This is a genomic window from Pseudomonas sp., assembly GCF_030698175.1.
Taxonomy (GTDB): Bacteria; Pseudomonadota; Gammaproteobacteria; order Pseudomonadales; family Pseudomonadaceae; genus Aquipseudomonas.
Genome location: NZ_JAUYNT010000010.1, coordinates 150,297 through 168,116 on the forward strand (window position 1 = coordinate 150,297; position 17,820 = coordinate 168,116).

18 protein-coding genes are annotated in these 17,820 nt (G+C 60.6%); 4 read left to right on the forward strand and 14 right to left on the reverse strand.

Annotated elements, in window-relative coordinates; genetic code table 11:
* Position 1 precedes the first annotated feature (1 nt).
* The 10 genes from Q8R10_RS05065 to Q8R10_RS05110 form a co-directional block, all read right to left on the reverse strand.
* Entirely contained in the window at positions 2-529 is a 528-nt protein-coding gene (locus Q8R10_RS05065) for a hypothetical protein (protein ID WP_305651614.1), read from the reverse strand.
* Entirely contained in the window at positions 526-1,758 is a 1,233-nt protein-coding gene (locus Q8R10_RS05070; RefSeq protein ID WP_305651616.1) for a type II secretion system F family protein, read from the reverse strand. The genes Q8R10_RS05065 and Q8R10_RS05070 overlap by 4 nt, the downstream gene beginning before the upstream one ends.
* A 124-nt stretch (positions 1,759-1,882) precedes the next feature.
* Positions 1,883-3,607 (reverse strand): GspE/PulE family protein, encoded by a 1,725-nt coding sequence (locus tag Q8R10_RS05075; RefSeq protein ID WP_305651618.1) that lies wholly within the window; start codon positions 3,605-3,607, stop codon positions 1,883-1,885.
* An 82-nt stretch (positions 3,608-3,689) separates the two neighbouring features.
* Positions 3,690-5,108: a lipopolysaccharide assembly protein LapB gene (locus tag Q8R10_RS05080; protein WP_305651620.1), complete on the reverse strand. Its 1,419-nt coding sequence runs from the start codon at positions 5,106-5,108 to the stop codon at positions 3,690-3,692.
* Positions 5,105-6,031: an ExeA family protein gene (locus Q8R10_RS05085; protein WP_305651622.1), complete on the reverse strand. Its 927-nt coding sequence runs from the start codon at positions 6,029-6,031 to the stop codon at positions 5,105-5,107. Before Q8R10_RS05085 ends, Q8R10_RS05080 begins: the two co-directional genes overlap by 4 nt.
* A 3-nt stretch (positions 6,032-6,034) precedes the next feature.
* The gene (gene mshL, locus Q8R10_RS05090) at positions 6,035-7,663 is read right to left on the reverse strand and encodes a pilus (MSHA type) biogenesis protein MshL (protein ID WP_305651624.1); all 1,629 of its coding nucleotides are present in this window, start codon (positions 7,661-7,663) and stop codon (positions 6,035-6,037) included.
* A 4-nt stretch (positions 7,664-7,667) separates the two neighbouring features.
* Positions 7,668-7,964, reverse strand: a complete 297-nt coding sequence (locus tag Q8R10_RS05095) for a type II secretion system protein N (protein WP_305651626.1) — start codon at positions 7,962-7,964, stop codon at positions 7,668-7,670.
* Positions 7,965-8,121: 157 nt separating this feature from the next.
* Complete coding sequence (locus Q8R10_RS05100) at positions 8,122-8,808, reverse strand: MSHA biogenesis protein MshJ (protein ID WP_305651627.1); 687 nt, start codon at positions 8,806-8,808, stop codon at positions 8,122-8,124.
* A complete protein-coding gene (locus Q8R10_RS05105) occupies positions 8,801-9,409 on the reverse strand; it encodes a PilN domain-containing protein (RefSeq protein ID WP_305651629.1) in 609 nt (202 codons plus the stop codon). Before Q8R10_RS05105 ends, Q8R10_RS05100 begins: the two co-directional genes overlap by 8 nt.
* Positions 9,409-10,326 (reverse strand): MSHA biogenesis protein MshI, encoded by a 918-nt coding sequence (locus Q8R10_RS05110; protein WP_305651631.1) that lies wholly within the window; start codon positions 10,324-10,326, stop codon positions 9,409-9,411. Before Q8R10_RS05110 ends, Q8R10_RS05105 begins: the two co-directional genes overlap by 1 nt.
* Before the next feature lie 106 nt (positions 10,327-10,432).
* Here Q8R10_RS05110 and trmL point away from each other — a divergent pair, with 106 nt between their 5' ends.
* Positions 10,433-10,897 carry a tRNA (uridine(34)/cytosine(34)/5-carboxymethylaminomethyluridine(34)-2'-O)-methyltransferase TrmL gene (gene trmL, locus Q8R10_RS05115; RefSeq protein WP_305651633.1) on the forward strand — a complete coding sequence of 155 codons (465 nt, stop codon included), beginning with the start codon at positions 10,433-10,435 and terminating at the stop codon, positions 10,895-10,897.
* 52 nt (positions 10,898-10,949) lie between these two features.
* On the opposite strand, the gene secB is transcribed toward trmL, so the two are convergent.
* From secB to Q8R10_RS05130, 3 genes are read right to left on the reverse strand one after another with little or no spacing between them, the layout of a single operon-like run.
* The gene (secB, locus tag Q8R10_RS05120; RefSeq protein WP_305651635.1) at positions 10,950-11,423 is read right to left on the reverse strand and encodes a protein-export chaperone SecB; all 474 of its coding nucleotides are present in this window, start codon (positions 11,421-11,423) and stop codon (positions 10,950-10,952) included.
* A gap of 56 nt (positions 11,424-11,479) precedes the next feature.
* Positions 11,480-11,734, reverse strand: coding sequence for a glutaredoxin 3 (gene grxC, locus Q8R10_RS05125; RefSeq protein WP_305651637.1), 255 nt, complete (start codon positions 11,732-11,734; stop codon positions 11,480-11,482).
* 1 nt (position 11,735) lies between these two features.
* Complete coding sequence (locus tag Q8R10_RS05130) at positions 11,736-12,149, reverse strand: rhodanese-like domain-containing protein (RefSeq protein ID WP_305651639.1); 414 nt, start codon at positions 12,147-12,149, stop codon at positions 11,736-11,738.
* Positions 12,150-12,352: 203 nt separating this feature from the next.
* Between Q8R10_RS05130 and gpmI the strand changes: the two genes are divergently transcribed.
* The 3 genes from gpmI (at position 12,353) to Q8R10_RS05145 (ending at position 16,669) form a co-directional block, all read left to right on the forward strand.
* Entirely contained in the window at positions 12,353-13,888 is a 1,536-nt protein-coding gene (gene gpmI, locus Q8R10_RS05135; protein WP_305651641.1) for a 2,3-bisphosphoglycerate-independent phosphoglycerate mutase, read from the forward strand.
* Positions 13,889-14,021: 133 nt separating this feature from the next.
* Positions 14,022-15,308, forward strand: coding sequence for a murein hydrolase activator EnvC (locus Q8R10_RS05140; protein WP_305651643.1), 1,287 nt, complete (start codon positions 14,022-14,024; stop codon positions 15,306-15,308).
* Between the two features lie 26 nt (positions 15,309-15,334).
* Positions 15,335-16,669, forward strand: a complete 1,335-nt coding sequence (locus tag Q8R10_RS05145) for a S41 family peptidase (RefSeq protein WP_305651644.1) — start codon at positions 15,335-15,337, stop codon at positions 16,667-16,669.
* Positions 16,670-17,028: 359 nt separating this feature from the next.
* Here the strand turns inward: Q8R10_RS05145 and Q8R10_RS05150 are convergent, their stop codons facing one another.
* Complete coding sequence (locus Q8R10_RS05150) at positions 17,029-17,784, reverse strand: ABC transporter substrate-binding protein (RefSeq protein ID WP_305651645.1); 756 nt, start codon at positions 17,782-17,784, stop codon at positions 17,029-17,031.
* Positions 17,785-17,820 lie beyond the last annotated feature (36 nt).

Sequence of the window (17,820 nt, forward strand, 5' to 3'; positions counted from 1 at the left end):
GTTACTGATAGGTATCGGCCAGCGCAGTGACTTCTGCAGTGGGCACCTGGTTTAGCTCCAAGCCGATTAAAGCGTCCTTTGATTCTGTGCCGCCGAGCGGTGGTTTGGGAACTGCCTGCAGCTGAAAAACCCGCAGTTCTGCGACTATTCCTTGCTCTGGATCAGTAAAGCGGCTGCGATGCAGCAGCCAGCCACGGGCCGGCAGGTAATGCCAGCAGCCCGCTTGTGGCAACTGCAACTCTTGCAGCTCGCCGCAATAGTCACTGCTTTCCCAGCGCAGCAGCTGAAACGGGTTGCGCCGCAGCCAACTGGCATCCGCCGCCCTCCCTTGGGCCACTCGTTCGGCAGCCAAGGCGGTGAGGCTGGCCATCAGGTTTTCGCGGGTGGCGTCGACCGCCCGCGCCTCGCTGACCCGTAAAATTTTACTGCCCATGGCCCAGACCAAACCCAACGCAATCAGCCCGCACAGACCCCAGCCAAACAGCCGCGCACGGCGCACGGTGCGGCCGCTGTCGTAGTCGGCTTTCATCCGTGGCCCTTGGCCGCCGAGGCCAGTTCCCACATCGGCAAGAACACCCCGAGGGCAAGAATTAGCACCATGATGCCCATGGCCACGATCAAAATCGGCTCAATAGCACTGGCCAGCTGGCCGAGGTCGTAATCGACCTCTTGCTCGTAAAAGTCTGCCACTTCGATAAACAGGTCATCGATGGCGCCGGTCTCTTCGCCGACGGCCATCATCTGCAGCACCAGTGGGGTAAACAAACCGCTGGCGGAGGCGCTGCGGGTCAGTGCTTCGCCGCGCTCAACGCCCTCACGCATGCCCAGAATCGCCTGGCCGATGTACTTGTTGCCGACGCTGGCGCTGTTGATCGACAGGGTTTGCAGCAGCGGTACACCGGCCTTGTACATCATCGCGAAGGTACGGGTGAAACGGGCCAGGGCAATGCGCTCGAAGATGCCGCCGACTATCGGTAAGCGCAGTTTGATCTGGTCCCACTTCAGCGCGCCCGGCTCGGTCTCCAGCCACTTGAAAAAACCGTAGATGCCGCCACCCAGCAGCAAGGCCAGCAGCCACCAGAAGTCCTGGAAGAACTGCGAGGTACCGATCAGAAACCGGGTCGGCCACGGCAGTTGCGCGTGAAACTGGGCAAACACCTTGGCAAAAGCGGGGATCACAAACAGGTTAATCACCGTCATCGCCACGACCATGGCGCTGAGCACGAACAAGGGATAGCGGGTGGCTTGTTTAATGCGCTTGCGGGTCTCGCGCTCCAGGTCCAGATAGCTGCCCAACTGGCGGAAAGCCTGGTCGAGTTGGCCGGTGTTTTCACCGACGCTGATCATGCTGACGAACAGGGTGCCGAACACTTTCGGGTGGGCGTTCAGGGCCACGGCCATGCTCACGCCGCCCTCCAGATCGCTGCGCACCTTTTGCAGCACCTCACGGAAATAACGGTTGCGATTAGACTCGCCCAGACCGGCAATCGCCCGAATGATCGGCACGCCGGCCTTGGCCAGGCTGTACATCTGCCGGCAGAAAATAATCAGCTCATCGAGATCGACTTTCTTGCTGCGCAGCATTTCATTGATGGCGGCAAATACGTCGGCATCGGCGCTGTCTTGCTGCTCGATGGTCAGCGGCGTCACGCTCTTGGCCAGTAACTCGGCGGCCACCGCATCGGCACTGTTGGCGTCGATAATGCCCGCCACCTTGCCGCCCTCGGCATTGCGCCCGCTGTAGCGAAAAGAGGCCATTAGCCAAGGCTCCGGCTAATAGGCAAACGTAGGATGGGTTGAGCGCAGCGATACCCATCGTTTCGCGCATTGATGGGTATCGCTACGCTCAACCGCATCCTACAAAAACCAGCACAACGGCGACTCACACCACCACCTCATCGGTCAGGGTGGCGCAGACTTTCAGCACTTCCTCGACGCTGGTCACCCCGGCCAGGGCGTAGTCCAGGGCGCAGGCGGCCAGTGGGCGGTAATGCGGGTTGGCCTTGGCGGCCTCGGCGAAGCCTTGCGGGTCGCTACGGCGCAGGGCGGCGACCATCGGCTCGTCCATCTCCAGCAACTCATAAACGCCGACGCGCCCGGAGTAGCCGCTGTTATGGCACTGGTGGCAACCGCTGCCACGCTTGAAGATGCGGCCGGCCAGTGAACTGCCATAGAGGTTTTCCAGCCAGGCCAGTTCGCGCGGCTCAGGCGAGTGCTCGCCCATGCAGTTCTCGCAGACTTTACGCACCAAACGCTGAGCCAGTACGGCGTTCAGCGCGGTGGCCACCAGAAACGGCTCGGCGCCCATGTCGATCAGGCGCATGGCCGAGGTCATGGCGTCATTGGTGTGCAAGGTCGAGAGCACCAGGTGGCCGGTAAGCGCGGCGCGCAGGCCGATTTCGGCAGTCTCCTGGTCACGCATTTCGCCGACCAGCACGATGTCCGGGTCTTGCCGTAACGCGGCGCGCAGCACGCGGCCAAAGGTCAGGTCGATCTTGGTATTGACCTGCACCTGATTAACGCGCGGCAAGCGGTACTCCACCGGATCTTCGACGGTGATGATCTTTTTCTCCGGGCTGTTGAGCTCCGACAGCCCGGCATACAGGGTGGTGGTTTTACCCGAACCGGTCGGCCCGGTAACCAGCACCATGCCGAAGGGGCGGTGCAATAGCCGGCGAAAACGCACCAGCAAATCGGCCGGCATGCCGGTGCCGTCGAGCTGAAACATCGCGCCGCTTTGGTCGAGTAGCCGCATCACCACCGACTCGCCGAACTGCACCGGCATGGTCGAGACCCGCACATCGATATTGCGACCCTTGACCCGAATATTGAAGCGGCCGTCTTGCGGCAGGCGTTTCTCGGAAATATCCAGACCGGACATGATTTTCAGGCGCATCACCAGCGCCGAGGCGATGCGATGCTCCTTCATCACCTGCTCGCTAAGCACGCCGTCGATGCGCTGACGAATGCGCACCAAGCCCTCATCGGGTTCGATATGGATGTCCGAGGCTTTCATCTGCACCGCTTCTTCAAACAGCGTTTGCAGCAGGCGCACCACCGGCGCCTCGGTATTGCTGTCGGCACCGAGCTTGGACAGGTCGAAGTCGCTTTCCTGCAGATCGCCTTCCAGCTCGCCGGCAATCGAGGCGATTTCGCTGGTGCGCCGGTACACGGTGTCCAAGGTCGCCAGCAACTCGGCCTCACGCACCACCGCAGGTGACACGCGGGTTTTCAGCAGCCGCTCCATCTCATCGAGGGCAAACAGGTCGAGCGGATCGGACATGCCGACCAGCAAACCGCCGCCTTCACGGGTCAGGATAATCGCGCGAAAACGCCGAGCCATGGCTTCCGGTAGCAACTGCACCAGCGGGTTATCGAACTTGAAGTGGCGCAGTTCGATAAAGGGGATTTTCATCTGCTCGGACAAGGCCGTGAGCAGCTTAGCCTCGGCGACAAAGCCCAGATCGATCACCGCGCGACCGAGCTTGGAGCCGCTGCGTTTTTGCTCTTGCAGGGCCAGTTGCAGCTGAGTGTCGGTGAGCAAGCCGGCTTGAATCAGCAAATCACCGAGGCGAATTTTGCGCTGGCGCGGATCGTCCTGACTCATGGCCACTCCTTCAAGGGCGTCGCGCGCTCAACCGTCTTGGTGGCCAAGCTGCGCGTTGACCACCCTACGAACCCACTCTGACTCATAGGGACTCCTTCAGGGCCGTGGCCCGCTCAGCCGCAAAGCTGCGTGAGCTGGCATCCAAGCCTTGGCCTTCAAGGGCCAAGCTGTAGTGTTTAGCGGCGTCGCCTGGGCGTTCGAGTTGCTCCAGCGCAATCGCCAGACCCAGCTGCCAAGTGGCCTGGGAGGGTCGCCCGTTAACCAGCTGCTGATAGAGCGCGGCGCTTTGCGGCCATTGCTGGGTTTGCTGATAACTGGCGGCCAGCAAGGCGTGGTAGCCCGGCTCTGTGGCCAGCGGCGGCGAATTTTGCTGCAGGGTCGCCACCGCCGCCGGCATAGCGCCGGTTTGTAATTGGGCGCGCGCCAGCAACATGCGCAGCTCGCTGTCGCGTGGATTAGCCTGCAGCTGCGCCGGCAACCAACTGAGCAGTTGCGCCGGCTGACCATTGGCCAGATACGCCTGGGCGAGCAAGCGCGCGACCTCGCTATTACTGCTTGGGCGGCGATGCAAAGCCTCTAGCTGGGCAATCGCACTCGGGTAATTTTGCTCAAGCAGCGCCTGCCGGGCCTGGCTCAAGGCGTCCGGTTGGTGGCTGGTGATCTGCACCTGGGGCGGGCCTGTCGGGGCTGCGGTAATCGGCTGCGGGCGGACCGGAACTGCAGCAGGCACAGGCGCTTCGCTATTCGTCGCCGGCACCGGGCGAGTGCTCCAATCGGGCAACTCAGGCTCGGCGGCAACTGCGGTGCTGGCCGCTGGAAACTCTTCAACTGCGCCGACATTGGCCGCTGGAGCGTTCTGCAGCGGCACTTCCAGCCACAGCAGCCAGCGATCACCGGCCGCCTCCAGGCGATCGTGCACTTGCAGCTGATCGCCCAAACCGACCAGCAACACCTGCACCCCGCCACCGCGTGCCTCGACCCGCCACGACAAGCTGCGGCCGGCGCCTTGCACCCGACCCTGATGCGGCTCACCGCGCAGCTGTACGCCCGGTAAAAACAGGCTCACCGCACCATTCTCTTCGGTGCGCTGGTAGGCCACCGAGCTGTCCAGCAACAACTGCAGCAGCAAGCGCTGACCATCATTTTGCGGCAATACATCCAGCAACTGCGGCAACGGCGCGGCGGCAACGGCCACCACTGGCGGTGTTACCGGTGCCGGCGTTATCGGTGCAGGCTCAGGCACTGCGGCTGGCACCTGGTGTTGCGCGGCGAACGGCGACACGGGGTCGCCATTCACCACTCGGCCAATCATCAAACCGACCATGATGGCCAACAGCATGACCGCGCCAAACCAAATCGAGCCACGGCGCAGCACCTCGATTTTATCGCGGCGCGCCGCCGCCTCCTCGTTGACCGGCTGCAAGGCATCGCGCAGCGGCCATTCACCCGGCGCGGCGCGGCGGGCATCCAGATCGCGCAGCAGGTCATTGACCAGGCTCATAACCAAACCTCCCGCAAGCTCTGCAGCCAGGGCCAGGTGCTGACCAGCAGCACCGAGCACACGCCGGCCGCCAAACTCCACGCCAGCCAACGCGGCACGCGGCACGCGGCCTGCACTCCATCGGTATCGGCCAGCGCGCGGCGCACCTGGGCGGCGCCGACTTGCCGGCGGCCCTCGCCGTAGGTGGCCATCAGGGCTTTGTTGCCAAGAATATTCAGCAAGCGCGGAATCCCGCCGCTGCCACGCACCAACAAACGCACCGCCGCATTGCTGAATAACGGCTCACCACGGTAACCGGCAACACTCAGACGCTCCTGCAGATAACGGCCGGTGTCGGTGACATCCAGCGGGCGCAAACGATAAGAAAAGGTAATCCGCTGCAACAGTTGGCGAAACTCATGGCGGGCCAGAGTGGCATCCAACTCCGGCTGGCCGAACAACACCACTTGCAGCAATTTGTTCTGCTCGGTTTCCAGATTGGTCAGCAAGCGCAACGCTTCGAGGGTTTTATCCGGGAGCGCTTGGGCCTCATCAATCAGCAGCACTGTGCTTTTACCCTGCGCTGCCAACTCGATCAGGCGATGGTGCAGGGCATCCAGCAGGCTCATGGCGTCGTGGCTTTCGACATCGGCAATCCGTAGCTCACGGGCCAGCGCTTGGCGCAAATCCAACGGCGACAAACAGGGATTGGGCAAGTAAGCCAGCTGGTACTTTTCTGTATCCAGCAAGTTCAGCAGTGCGCGACAGAGCAAGGTTTTGCCGGTGCCGACTTCGCCAGTCACCTTGATAAACCCCTCGCCTTCGGCCAGCGCCACCCGCAGCAGATTCAGGCAGGCCTGATAGGGCGCCAGCTGCACCAAAAACTCGGTGTTGGGCGTCAGCGCGAAAGGCTTGGCGCGCAGCCCAAAAAATGCCTGATACATGCGCTATCTCAACTCTTTAAAGGCTTCGGCGCTTTTTTGGATCTCATTTAGCCAGGTGTCGTCACTGATCACCTGAGGGCGCATCAGAATCACCAACTCGCTCTTGCCGAGGTTCTTGCGCTGCTGCTGAAACAACCAACCCAACAGCGGCACCTTCGACAACCAGGGCACATCGGCATCGACGTTTTCGTTGTCGTTCTGCAGCAGGCCGCCGATTACCACCACCTGGCCACTGCGGGCGCGGACGATGGAGTCGGACTGGCGCGAAGTGGTGCGCGCGGTCGGCAGGTTGAGGGTGCCAAAGGTATCGCCGAGATTGATCTCAGTATCGTCGGCGGTAACCTTGCTCACCGACGGCCGCACATGCAGGGTCACGTCGCCGCGGCCATCAATTTGTGGAGTCACATCCAGCGAGATGCCGGAGAAAAACGGCGTCAGGGTAATGTCCGGCGTCGAGGCACCGTCGCCGTTAGTGCTGGTGGTGGTGCTGGCCGACACGTCGGTGACGAAGTACTCGTCGGTGCCGACCTTGATCACCGCTTTTTGGTTATTCAGGGTCGAGATCCGTGGGGTCGAGAGCACCCGCACATCACCTTGGGTCTCGAGTAATTGCAGCGTGCCGCTGAAGTCACCCATGGTCACCGCCGCACTGAACACCCCGCCGATGGTTTGCGCCCCCGTTAGCGCCGCACCGGCGACCTTGGTGCTGCCATCGCTACCCAGTTGTTCCCAGTCCACCCCGGCCTGAAAACGGTCAAACAGATTCACTTCGAGGATCTTGGTTTCTAGAATCACTTGCCGCTGCAGGTTGGTGTGGGCCTGCCTTAGAAAACCCTCAACGCTTTGTTGATCCGCCGCCGAGGCGCGCACCACCATCAAACCGGCCTGGGGGTTGACCACCACCTTATTACCCTCCTCGCTGCCAACGATCATGCTCACCACCGTATTCACTTCCTTCCAGAAGTCGACATTGCTGGTGGTAATCAGCTGGCTGGCCGGCCGGGTGCTCGAGGTGGTGCTGGTGGTGGTCGCGCCATTGCTGCTGTCACTGTTGTCGCTGGTATTGACCTGGCCGGAGCTGACTTCGGTGTCGGTAACGCCCTGACGCTGCAGATTCAGGTAGTTGATGTTGTAGGTGCGGGTAATCGCCTGGTTGGGGAAAATCTGATAGCCGTAGCTGGTGCGACCAAAGTCATAGCCGTAGCTGTCACGCACCGCCGCCAAGACCTCTTCCAGGGTGACATTGCGCAGGCTGAAGGTGATGTTGCCGGTCACCTCGGGGTGCACCACGATGTTTTGCCCGGCGCCATTCATCAGGCTCAGAAAGAACTCGTTGGCCGGCATGTCTTTGGCCGCCACATCGAAGCGCGGCCCGCTGCGGGCCATGGCCGTCTGCAGCATAGGTGCCTGCGCTAACGGCGAAAGCAGCGCCGCCTGCACCGCCAAGGGCGGGGCGACCTTGGCGCGGCTTTGCGCCAAACTCTCAGCCAGCAGTTTGTTGCTTTGCTCATAGAGTTGCTGGTCGCCATCCTTAAAGGTCTGACAGGCCGCCAGCAGGCTCAGCGCCGTCAGCAGCGCGAGGCGCGATTGGCGATGCAGCAGACGAAAACGAAAAGCAGATTTTGGCAGCATGGCGTTATCGACTCGGTTTCAGTATGGGTTCGACCAGACGCAAGACCTGTTGCTGGCCTTGGCGCTCAAGCACGACAGAGTGTGGGTAAATCGCCAGCAGCTTGGCGCCGCCTAATTCGTCGCCAACCTGCAGTAACTGGCCATTAATTACCGCCTGCGACTGCCGCCCACCGCGCACTATCGACTGCAGCACCAAGGCGGTTTCGGCCGTGCCGGCGGTTGCCGCAGTGGCAGCCGAAGCTGCCGGCTGAGTGGGGTCGAGGGCGGCATTGGCATGGCTGCAAAGGCCAATTAACAGCACCAGATAAGCGGATCGAACAGGCTGTTGAAAAATGTAGCGAGCGAAGGTTAGACAAGGCGAAATCCGCCGAAAAAGCGCAGTGTACAAGCCGTACATGAGCATTTTGAGGCGGATTTCAACGCCGTATAACCGAGCGCAGTAATTTTTCAGCGGCCTGTTAAACACCGATCCACCCCGCTTCGCGACTCAAGGTATAGAGCACCAGATTAATTTTCGCCTGGGCCGGGCCGTCCGCGCCAACTTGATAATCCAGACTGTCCCAATGCAGGCGCCAGCCGCTGGCTTGAATCGCCTGCAGGTAAGCGAGCAAATCGAAATAGCCGCCTTGCAGGCTGATCTTTAACCCATGGCGGTACAGGGTAACCGGTGCTTTCAGTTCGATGGCCGCGCTCTTCTCGAGCGCCCCGCTCGGCTGCGGCGCCGTTTGGGCCAACTGCAAGGGTTCGGAAAAACTCTGCAGGCTAAGCAAGCGCAGCTTGGGTTGGGCGCGTAACAGCTCTTGCAGCACCGCGCGCATTTTCTCGGGCGGCAGCAGGCCGGCGGTGTCTTGGTCGACTTCGCCGATCAGTTGCTCGCCACTGGCTTTGGCGGTCAGCAGGGCGCTGCGATAGGGCACGTTCGGGTCGACGGCGAGCTTGGCTTGTAAGTCCGCCAGCCCCAACTGCGCCTCTTGCAGGCTGAGCACTGCGGCTTTGTTCAGCGCCGTTTGCTTGACGACCCGCTGCGTCAAAGGGTCGCCCAACAGCAGCATGTAGAGCATGCCGACCACTGCCAACGCGACCCCATAGCTCAGCCATTGCTCACGGGGCGCCAGCAGTAACCAGCGTTGCAGCAACTTATTCATGGGCCTTGCCCTCGTCATCTAAACGCGAAGACAGCCGAAACCCCAGCAGCCCATCCGCGTTGCGCTGTAACTCGAAACGGGCAAAAGCCCGCCCGCGAAATACCGGGCTAACCCCCAGGCTTTGCAGGTACAGGGGCAATAATTGCTGGTCTTGGCTGAAACCCTGCAAGCTTAAGCTGCTGCCGCCATCGCGCAGGGCAATCTCACTGAGCCACAAGCCCGCCGGTGGATGGCGCTCCGACAAGGCCGCCAGCGGTGCCACAAAGCCGGCGCTTTGTTGTTGCGCCAACAATTGCAAATGGGCGACCAAGCGCTGCAGCTGCAGATTGCTCTGCTCTTGTTGCGCCAATTGCGCCGGCAGCAGCGGGTCCAGTTGCGGCGCCTGAAAACTGGCCGTGGCGGTACTGAATTCGGCCTGCAGCGCCTGGGCACGACTTTGCGTGGCATTCGCTAACGTGGTGGCTTGCTGCAACTGCCACGCCTGCCAAGCTCCATGCGAGATGATCACGGCAAACAACAACAGCCAACCCAGCAGCATCTGCTTGGGACGTGGGCCATGACCGCGCTTTGGTTGGCGCTGATAGAGGTTGATGTTTTGCATCAAACCTCCTGGCGCAGGGCGGCGCCAACCACGGAGAAGCAGTAAGCCTGTTGCTGCTCATCAAGCTCCGCGGCCGGCTGCCCGGCAAATAGATCGCGCAAATTAAGCGCCTGCAGATTGACCGCCAAACCATCGCTCAAGGCTTTTAACACCTGGGCGCCATCACGCTTCATCGGCATCAGCAGCAGCCGGCTGATATAGCCCTTGCCCAGCTGGCTCTCGAAGTAATCCAGCGAACGCTGAATTTCCAGGGTAACCCCGGCGAAGTCCTGACTGGCTTGCTCCAGGCCCTGCTCGATACGGCGCGCCATATACAGGTCTTCGCCCTGCTGGACAGAAATCAGCCCTTCGCTGGAGCGCAGTCGCAGCAAGGCCAAGTTCAAGCCCTCAGCGCCGGCCAGCAGGCCCAGATTACGAAAGGCCATCTCGGTGATATCGATGCTCTGCAAGCTCAAGCCGGCGTGCTTGAGCATGTGCAGCCATTGATCAACATGGGCTTTCGCCAGCACTGCGCAATAGGCCATGCGCGAACGGCCACGATAGGCATCGGTAGGCAAGGCAAAGGCATCCACCAGCACCTGCTCAAGGGGCTCGCTAATCTGTTCTTTGACTTTCCAGCGCATGGCATCGCGCAACTCGTTAGCCGGCACATCGGGGCAGTCGAGCAGCAGCAACTGATAGAGCGCCGGGTGCAGCAGCAGGTTGACCGGCATACCGGCCAAGCCAAACTCAGCCACCATGCTTTTCAGCTCAGCTGGCTGATCCGCCGGCGCAACCGGGCGAAACACGCAGCGCTGCAATTGCACCGGCTGGCCCGGGGTGCGCAGCACATGGGCCAGAGCAATACCTTCTGGGCCGGTTTCGATGCCGAGCAAGCCATTTGCCGTTTTCTTATTCTTATTCAGCCATGCCAACAAGGGCGTCCCCTTAAACTCTTGATCTGCGCTCAATCACTGCAGGTTACGAAAACTCGGGTGCAGCACACTGTAGAATGCTTTTTTTGACTCAACCTTGAGCCTGATCATGTTCCACGTCGTGCTGTTTCAGCCAGAAATCCCGCCCAACACCGGCAATATTATCCGCCTATGCGCCAACAGTGGCTGTCAGCTGCATCTAATCGATCCGCTCGGTTTCGAGCTGGACGACAAACGCTTGCGACGCGCCGGCTTGGACTATCACGAATACTCAAGATTAAAGCGACATCAAACACTTAGCGAATGTATAGCAGAAATCGCTGGAGGTCGGATATTCGCTTTTACTACCAAAGGCAGCCACAACTACGCCGAGAGCCAATTTGTGCCTGGCGACATCTTTCTGTTTGGCCCGGAAAGCCGTGGCCTGCCGGCGGAGATCCTCGACAGCCTGCCGGCCGAGCAGCGTTTGCGCCTACCCATGCAGCCCGGCAATCGCAGCCTGAACCTGTCGAACACCGTCGCCATCGCCGTGTACGAAGCCTGGCGCCAGCAGGGTTTTGCTCAAACCGAATAAACCCAGTGATAAAAAAACGCCCCGAAGGGCGTTTTCTGTACAGCTCGGCCTGTTAAGCGTTGCCGGCGGTTTGCATCCGTTCCAGCTGCTGGGCATAGAGCGCATCGAAGTTCACCGGCGCCAGCATCAAGGCCGGGAAGGAACCGCGCACCACCAGGTTATCCAGCGCTTCGCGAGCGTAAGGGAACAACAGGTTCGGGCAGAAGGCGCCGAGGGTGTGGCTCATGGCCGCAGCATCGAGGCCAGCAATCAGGAATATCCCGGCTTGCTGAACTTCGGCAATAAAGGCAGTTTCGCCGCCAGTCTTGACGGTCACCGACAAGGTCAGCACCACTTCGTGGAAGTCACCTTCCAGCGGCTTTTGGCGGGTGTTCAGGTCCAGCTCAACACTTGGCGCCCACTCTTGGCGGAAAATCTCTGGGCTCTTTGGCGCTTCGAACGACAGGTCGCGCACGTAAATGCGCTGCAGCGAGAACTGTGGACCTTGGTCTTCTTGAGGTGCGCCGGTGCTTACTTGTTCAGTCATGACAGAGCCTTATTGTTAGTAATTACGAGTAATGGTTAATAACGTCGCCGGGGGATTTAGGCGTTCAGCAGCGCGTCGAGCTTACCGGCACGCTCCAGCGCATACAAATCATCGCAGCCGCCGACATGACTGCTGCCGATCCAGATTTGTGGCACCGAGGTGCGCCCCGCCTTGCGGACCATCTCGGCGCGCGCTGCCGGTTGACCATCGATGCTGATCCGGGTGAACGCCACCGCTTTATTCTTCAGCAGCTGCTCGGCGCGCCGGCAATAGGGGCAGTAGTCACTGGAATAGACAACGACTGCGGCCATCTCACTTCACCAGCGGCAAATTGTCGCCACGCCAGCTGGCGATCCCGCCACCGAGCTTGGCCGCGGTATAGCCGGCTTTCTCCAGCTCACGGCACAGGGTGCCCGCGTGCTGACCCAAGGCATCGACCAGAATGATGGTTTTGCCCTTGTACTTTTCCAGCTCGACCATCCGCTCGGCCAGCTTCTCGTAAGGAATGTTCAGAGCATCAACGATATGCCCGGTGGCGAAGTCCTTGTGCGAACGCACGTCGACAATCACGCCTTGCTCGCCATTGACCAGCGCAGTCAGCTCGCGGCAACTAAGGCTTTTGCCGCCACGCTGCAGTTCGGAGTAGATCAGCAGCGCCAAGGCCGCGGCGGCACCGCTGCTCAACAGATAGTGGTTAGTGGCGAATTCAAGCAGTTGAGCAAGCATCAATAGATTCCAGAGCGCTAAGAAGAAGTCGGCTAGGGGCGGGCTAGAGCCTGCCCCCGCACAACACGAAGCATGTCGTGTCGCACAATGGCGGCCAGTATACACAGCCCCCCTATTGCGCCAAACCCGTCCGGCGGTGACGTGAGCCGCGCTTGGGCTTAATATTCGCGCTCATTTTTATCTTGCTTGCATCGGGTGCTCTCATGCCAACCACAGCAAAACCGCTAGTGCTGATCATTTTGGACGGCTTCGGTCACAGTGACAGCCCCGAGTCCAACGCCATTTACGCCGCCAACACCCCGGTTTATGACCATTTACGCGCCACTCAGCCGCACAGTTTGATCTCCGGCTCCGGCATGGATGTCGGCCTGCCCGACGGCCAGATGGGCAACTCGGAAGTCGGCCATATGAACCTCGGCGCCGGCCGCGTGGTGTATCAAGACTTCACCCGGGTGACCAAGGCCATTCGCGACGGCGAGTTTTCCCACAATCCAACCCTCTGCGCCGCGGTCGATAGCGCCGTCGGTGCCGGCAAGGCCGTGCATATTCTCGGATTGCTGTCGGATGGCGGCGTGCACAGCCATCAAGACCATCTGGTGGCCATGGTCGAACTGGCCGCCCAGCGCGGCGCCGAGAACATCTACCTGCACGCCTTTCTCGACGGTCGCGACACCCCGCCGAAAAGCGCCACGCCATCGATTGCACTGCTCGAAGCCACTTTCGCCAAACTCGGCAAGGGCCGCATCGCCAGCATTATCGGCCGCTATTTTGCGATGGATCGCGACAACCGTTGGGACCGCGTCGCTCAGGCCTACAACCTGATAGTCGAGGGTCAGGCCGAGTTCACTGCCGCCAGCGCGGCCGCAGGCCTGGAAGCCGCCTACGCCCGCAGTGAAAACGACGAGTTCGTCAAAGCCACCGGCATCGGCGCGCCAGTGCAGGTCGAAGATGGCGACGCTGTGGTGTTTATGAACTTTCGCGCCGACCGCGCCCGCGAGTTGACCCGCACCTTTGTCGAGCCCGACTTCAGCGACTTCTCCCGCGCCCGCGTGCCACAGACCAGTTTTGTGATGCTCACCCAGTACGCCGCCAGCATTGACGCCCCCAGCGCCTTCGCCCCCGGCTCGCTGGACAACGTGCTGGGTGATTACCTGGCAAAAAACGGCAAGACTCAGCTGCGCATCGCCGAGACCGAGAAATACGCCCACGTCACCTTCTTCTTCTCCGGCGGCCGTGAAGAACCCTTCCCGGGCGAGGAGCGCATCCTGATCCCCTCGCCGAACGTCGCCACCTACGACCTGCAGCCGGAGATGAATGCCCCGCTGGTCACCGACAAGCTGGTCGAAGCCATCGAGCAGCAGCGCTATGACGTGATCATCGTCAACTACGCCAATGGCGACATGGTCGGTCATACCGGGGTGTTTGCCGCGGCGGTCAAGGCGGTGGAATGCCTGGACGCCTGCGTCGGCCGCATAGTCGCGGCGCTGGCCAAGGTTGGCGGCGAAGCCCTGATCACCGCCGACCACGGCAACGTCGAGCAAATGCAAGACGCCATCAGCGGTCAGGCCCACACCGCCCACACCTGCGAGCCGGTGCCGTTTATCTATGTCGGCCAGCGCCCGCTCAGCTTGCGTGATGGCGGCGTATTGGCCGACGTGGCACCGACCATGTTGCGCTTGCTGGGCCTGCCACAGCCGGCGGAGATGACCGGCAAATCGATCATCCGCTTTACCGAGTAAGTGGGGAATGGGGAGTAGGAAGTGGGGTGCCGACGCCCCACTTTCCACTCCCCGCCCCACCCACTTCCCACTCCCAACTTCCCACTTATATCGGCATACTAAGCCCTCGTCCTCTGCCGGTTTCGTCCCGCCCATGCTCCGCTCCCTAGTCATAGTTTTACTCGCTTGCCTGCTCAGCCCCGCCATGGCCGATTCCCGTAGCGATGCCCAGCAGCAACTGGATGCCGCGCAAAAAGACGTGGTCGAACTGAAAAAACTGCTCGATCAGCTGCAAAAGGACAAATCCGGTGTTCAGCAAGAGCTGAAAAAAACCGAAAGTGAAATGGGCCAGCTGGAAAACCAGGTCAAGGGCCTGCAAAACGAGCTGAATAAAAGCGACGAGCAAATCCAGCAACTCAATCAGCAGAAAAAAAAACTCCAAGAGTCACGCCTTGAGCAGCAACGCCTGATCGGCATTCAAGCCCGCGCCGCTTACCAGAGCGGCCATCAGGAGTACGTCAAGCTGCTGCTCAACCAGCAAAACCCGGAAAAATTCTCCCGCACCCTCACCTACTACGACTACTTGAGTAAGGCGCGCCTCGAACAACTGGCCACCTTCAATGAAACCCTGCGCCAGCTGGCCAATGTCGAGCAGGACATAGTCAATCAACAAACCCAGCTGGCCGAGCAGAAGAGCGCCCTCGATGGCCGCCGCGAACTCCTGGCGCAAGCGCGCAAAGAGCGCCAGTTGGTGCTGGCCAAGCTGAACAAAGAGTCCAGCGCGCGCAGCCAAAAGCTTAAAGCCCGCGAGCAAGAGCAAGTGGCGCTGGGCAACGTGCTAAAAACCATCGAAGAAACCCTTGCCCGTCAGGCCCGCGAAGCCGAGGCAGCGCGTAAATTGGCGGCCGCCGCAGCCGCGGCAGAAGCCGCCGAGCAAGCCCGGCTGGCCAGCCTGCCGGCCACCGGCCAACCGGCAACCGCGAAAAAACCCGCTGCCGGCGCCCTGGTGTCCAGTACTGGCAGCAGCTACGGCGGGGCCTTTAGCAGTGCCAAGGGCAAACTGCCGTGGCCGGTCAATGGCCGGCTGCTAGCAGGTTTCGGCACGCCTCGCGGCGACGATGCGCGGACCAAATGGGACGGCGTACTGATCAGCGCAGCGCTGGGCAGCCAGGTACGCGCCGTGCATGGCGGCCGCGTGGTGTTCGCCGACTGGTTGCGCGGCGCCGGGCTTCTGGTCATTCTCGACCATGGCAATGGCTACCTGAGCCTCTACGGTCACAATCAAAGTTTATTGAAAGACGCCGGCGACATCGTTAAAGCCGGCGAAGCCATAGGGACAGTCGGTAGCAGCGGCGGCCAAGAGGTGCCGGCCCTGTATTTCGCCATTCGCCAGCAAGGCCGCCCCAGCAACCCGGTACAATGGTGCCGCGCCCAAGGATAGGCACCTCTTTTAGGAGTTATGTTGTCATGTTGCATTTGTCCCGCCCAACCTCCCTGGCCTTAGCGATTGCCCTGCTGATCGCCACTCCCGCACTGCAGGCCAGCGGCAAGGCGGCGGAGAAAATCCCCGCGCCCGTCCTCAGCAGTGATGCCAACGCACCGCTGCCGCTGGAGGAGCTGCGTACTTTTGCCGAGATCATGGACCGCATCAAAGCCGCCTATGTTGAGCCGGTAGACGACAAGACCCTGCTGGAGAACGCCATCAAGGGCATGCTCAGCAACCTCGACCCGCACTCGGCCTACCTCGATCCGGCCGAGTTTGCCGAACTGCAGCAAAGCACCAGCGGCGAGTTTGGCGGTTTGGGCATCGAAGTCGGCCAGGAAGAAGGCTTTCTGAAAGTCATCTCGCCGATTGACGACACCCCTGCCTCAAAAGCCGGCATTCAGCCCGGCGACCTGATCATCAAGATCGACGGCCAGCCGACCAAAGGGCTGAATATGAGCGAGTCGGTCGACAAAATGCGCGGCAAGATCGGCAGCAAAATTGTCCTAACCATCGTCCGCGAAGGCGCCCAGCCGTTCGATGTCGAGCTGGCGCGCGCGATCATCAAGGTCAAGAGCGTGAAGAGCCAGCTGCTCGACGAGCATTACGGCTACCTGCGCATCTCGCAATTTCAGGTCAACAGCGGCGAAGAAGTCGGCAAGGCCCTGGCGCTGCTGAAAAAACAGAACGACGGCAACAAGCTGCGCGGGATCGTTCTAGATCTGCGCAACAACCCGGGCGGCGTGTTGCAAGCCGCCGTCGAGGTCACCGATCACTTCCTCACCAAGGGTTTGATCGTCTACACCAAGGGCCGCATCGCCAACTCCGAGCTGCGTTTCTCCGCCGACGCCGAGGATGCCAGCGACGCTGTACCGTTGGTGGTGCTGATTAACGGCGGCAGCGCCTCGGCCTCGGAAATCGTCGCCGGCGCCCTGCAAGATCACAAACGCGCGGTACTGATGGGCACCGACAGCTTCGGCAAAGGCTCGGTGCAAACCGTGCTGCCACTCAACAATGAGCGCGGCCTGAAACTGACCACGGCGCTGTACTACACCCCTAACGGCCGCTCGATTCAGGCCCAGGGCATAGTGCCTGACATAGTGGTGCGCCGCGCCAAGATCACCAGCGAGCAAGACAGCGAAAACTTCAAGGAAGCCGACCTCGCCGGTCACCTGGGCAATGGCAATGGCGGCGCCGACAAACCTTCGAACGGCAAAGGCAAAGGCCCAGCGCCACTGCCGCGCCCGCAAGACGATGACTTCCAACTCAGCCAGGCCCTGAGCCTACTCAAAGGCCTGAGCGTGACCCGCGGCGACTAAGCTCTGCTTAAGCGACAGCGCATAAAAAACCCGGATTTTTCCGGGTTTTTTATGCGCTGTACCAGTTACGTGCTGCACGGGGCCCTCTCGCGAGAGAGGGCAGCCTTAATACTTGCGTTGTCTGCACCGGCCAATCGCGGATAAATCCGCTCCTACAGGGAGGCAGCCGATGCAGTTATTGCAGGTGCCGGGCTTGTGTAGGAGCGGATTCATCCGCGAAGCAAGCGTGAGCACGCCGATAATCCTGCAGGGCCACAACTGTTCTTTCCCCCACATTCATCTGGATCACAAACCAGAGGCTACGGGACTGCTCCTTGCAACGCATAACTGGGGCATAGCCTTTTTATACGGCAAACAGCCTACTGATAGCTGTTAAGGATGTCGTCGACATAGCCTTCGGCCCGCATCTTGTCGAGGGCGGCCTGCAGCTTCTGCACGACCTCGTCCGGGATCTCCCGGTTCAGCGCCAGAAACAGTTCGCCACTGTGAATGCGCAGTATCGTCTTCAAGCCCGAGACACCCTCCAGCTTGGCAAGATAACGCCCAGAGGTGTCGCCAGTAGCCCACAGGTCGATATTGCCATCCTGCAATTTCTTAATGTTCTCTTGGTCACGCAACGACAGCAGCGGCTCTAGCGTCTGCTCGACGAGGTACTCGGCGATAGCATCACCCTTGTAAGCACCAACCTTAAACTTCTTAGCCTCTTCCAGCTTGCTCAGGCTGATCTTGCTGTCGCCTTTAGCCAGCAGTACCCAGTTGTTTGGGCCAATCGGGCCAACCCATTTGAACAACGCTTCACGCGCCGGCGTACGGGTGGTGGAGAACACCCCGTAACCGGGTTTCTCCAACGCCAGATTGTAAATACGATCCCACGGGAAGCGCAGGCTCAGCACGTACTTGACCCCGGCACGCTTGAACATCTCGCGGACGATGTCGGCGGCGATGCCATCAATGTTTTCATCCGGGGCGAAGTTTTTGCCATTGATCGCCATGTTGTACGGCGGGTAATTCTCGGTGAGTAGAACGACGCTGTAGTTCTCGTCAATAGCGGCAAAAGCATTGCTAGCCAGCAGTAAGAAGCTGCCAACCAGCCCAAGCAATAGGTGTTTAAACATAGCGGTTCTCTTTTTATAGGTAGGCGAACCGCCTCA

Coding starts and splice junctions, on each gene's coding strand:
- Q8R10_RS05085 (WP_305651622.1), bottom strand. CDS start 6,031: ATGTATCAGGCATTTTTTGGGCTGCGCGCCAAGCCTTTCGCGCTGACG.
- Q8R10_RS05100 (WP_305651627.1), bottom strand. CDS start 8,808: ATGAATAAGTTGCTGCAACGCTGGTTACTGCTGGCGCCCCGTGAGCAA.
- Q8R10_RS05150 (WP_305651645.1), bottom strand. CDS start 17,784: ATGTTTAAACACCTATTGCTTGGGCTGGTTGGCAGCTTCTTACTGCTG.
- Q8R10_RS05140 (WP_305651643.1), top strand. CDS start 14,022: ATGCTCCGCTCCCTAGTCATAGTTTTACTCGCTTGCCTGCTCAGCCCC.
- grxC (WP_305651637.1), bottom strand. CDS start 11,734: ATGGCCGCAGTCGTTGTCTATTCCAGTGACTACTGCCCCTATTGCCGG.
- Q8R10_RS05080 (WP_305651620.1), bottom strand. CDS start 5,108: ATGAGCCTGGTCAATGACCTGCTGCGCGATCTGGATGCCCGCCGCGCC.
- secB (WP_305651635.1), bottom strand. CDS start 11,423: ATGACTGAACAAGTAAGCACCGGCGCACCTCAAGAAGACCAAGGTCCA.
- Q8R10_RS05065 (WP_305651614.1), bottom strand. CDS start 529: ATGAAAGCCGACTACGACAGCGGCCGCACCGTGCGCCGTGCGCGGCTG.
- Q8R10_RS05130 (WP_305651639.1), bottom strand. CDS start 12,149: ATGCTTGCTCAACTGCTTGAATTCGCCACTAACCACTATCTGTTGAGC.
- mshL (WP_305651624.1), bottom strand. CDS start 7,663: ATGCTGCCAAAATCTGCTTTTCGTTTTCGTCTGCTGCATCGCCAATCG.
- Q8R10_RS05145 (WP_305651644.1), top strand. CDS start 15,335: ATGTTGCATTTGTCCCGCCCAACCTCCCTGGCCTTAGCGATTGCCCTG.
- Q8R10_RS05105 (WP_305651629.1), bottom strand. CDS start 9,409: ATGCAAAACATCAACCTCTATCAGCGCCAACCAAAGCGCGGTCATGGC.
- trmL (WP_305651633.1), top strand. CDS start 10,433: ATGTTCCACGTCGTGCTGTTTCAGCCAGAAATCCCGCCCAACACCGGC.
- gpmI (WP_305651641.1), top strand. CDS start 12,353: ATGCCAACCACAGCAAAACCGCTAGTGCTGATCATTTTGGACGGCTTC.
- Q8R10_RS05075 (WP_305651618.1), bottom strand. CDS start 3,607: ATGAGTCAGGACGATCCGCGCCAGCGCAAAATTCGCCTCGGTGATTTG.
- Q8R10_RS05070 (WP_305651616.1), bottom strand. CDS start 1,758: ATGGCCTCTTTTCGCTACAGCGGGCGCAATGCCGAGGGCGGCAAGGTG.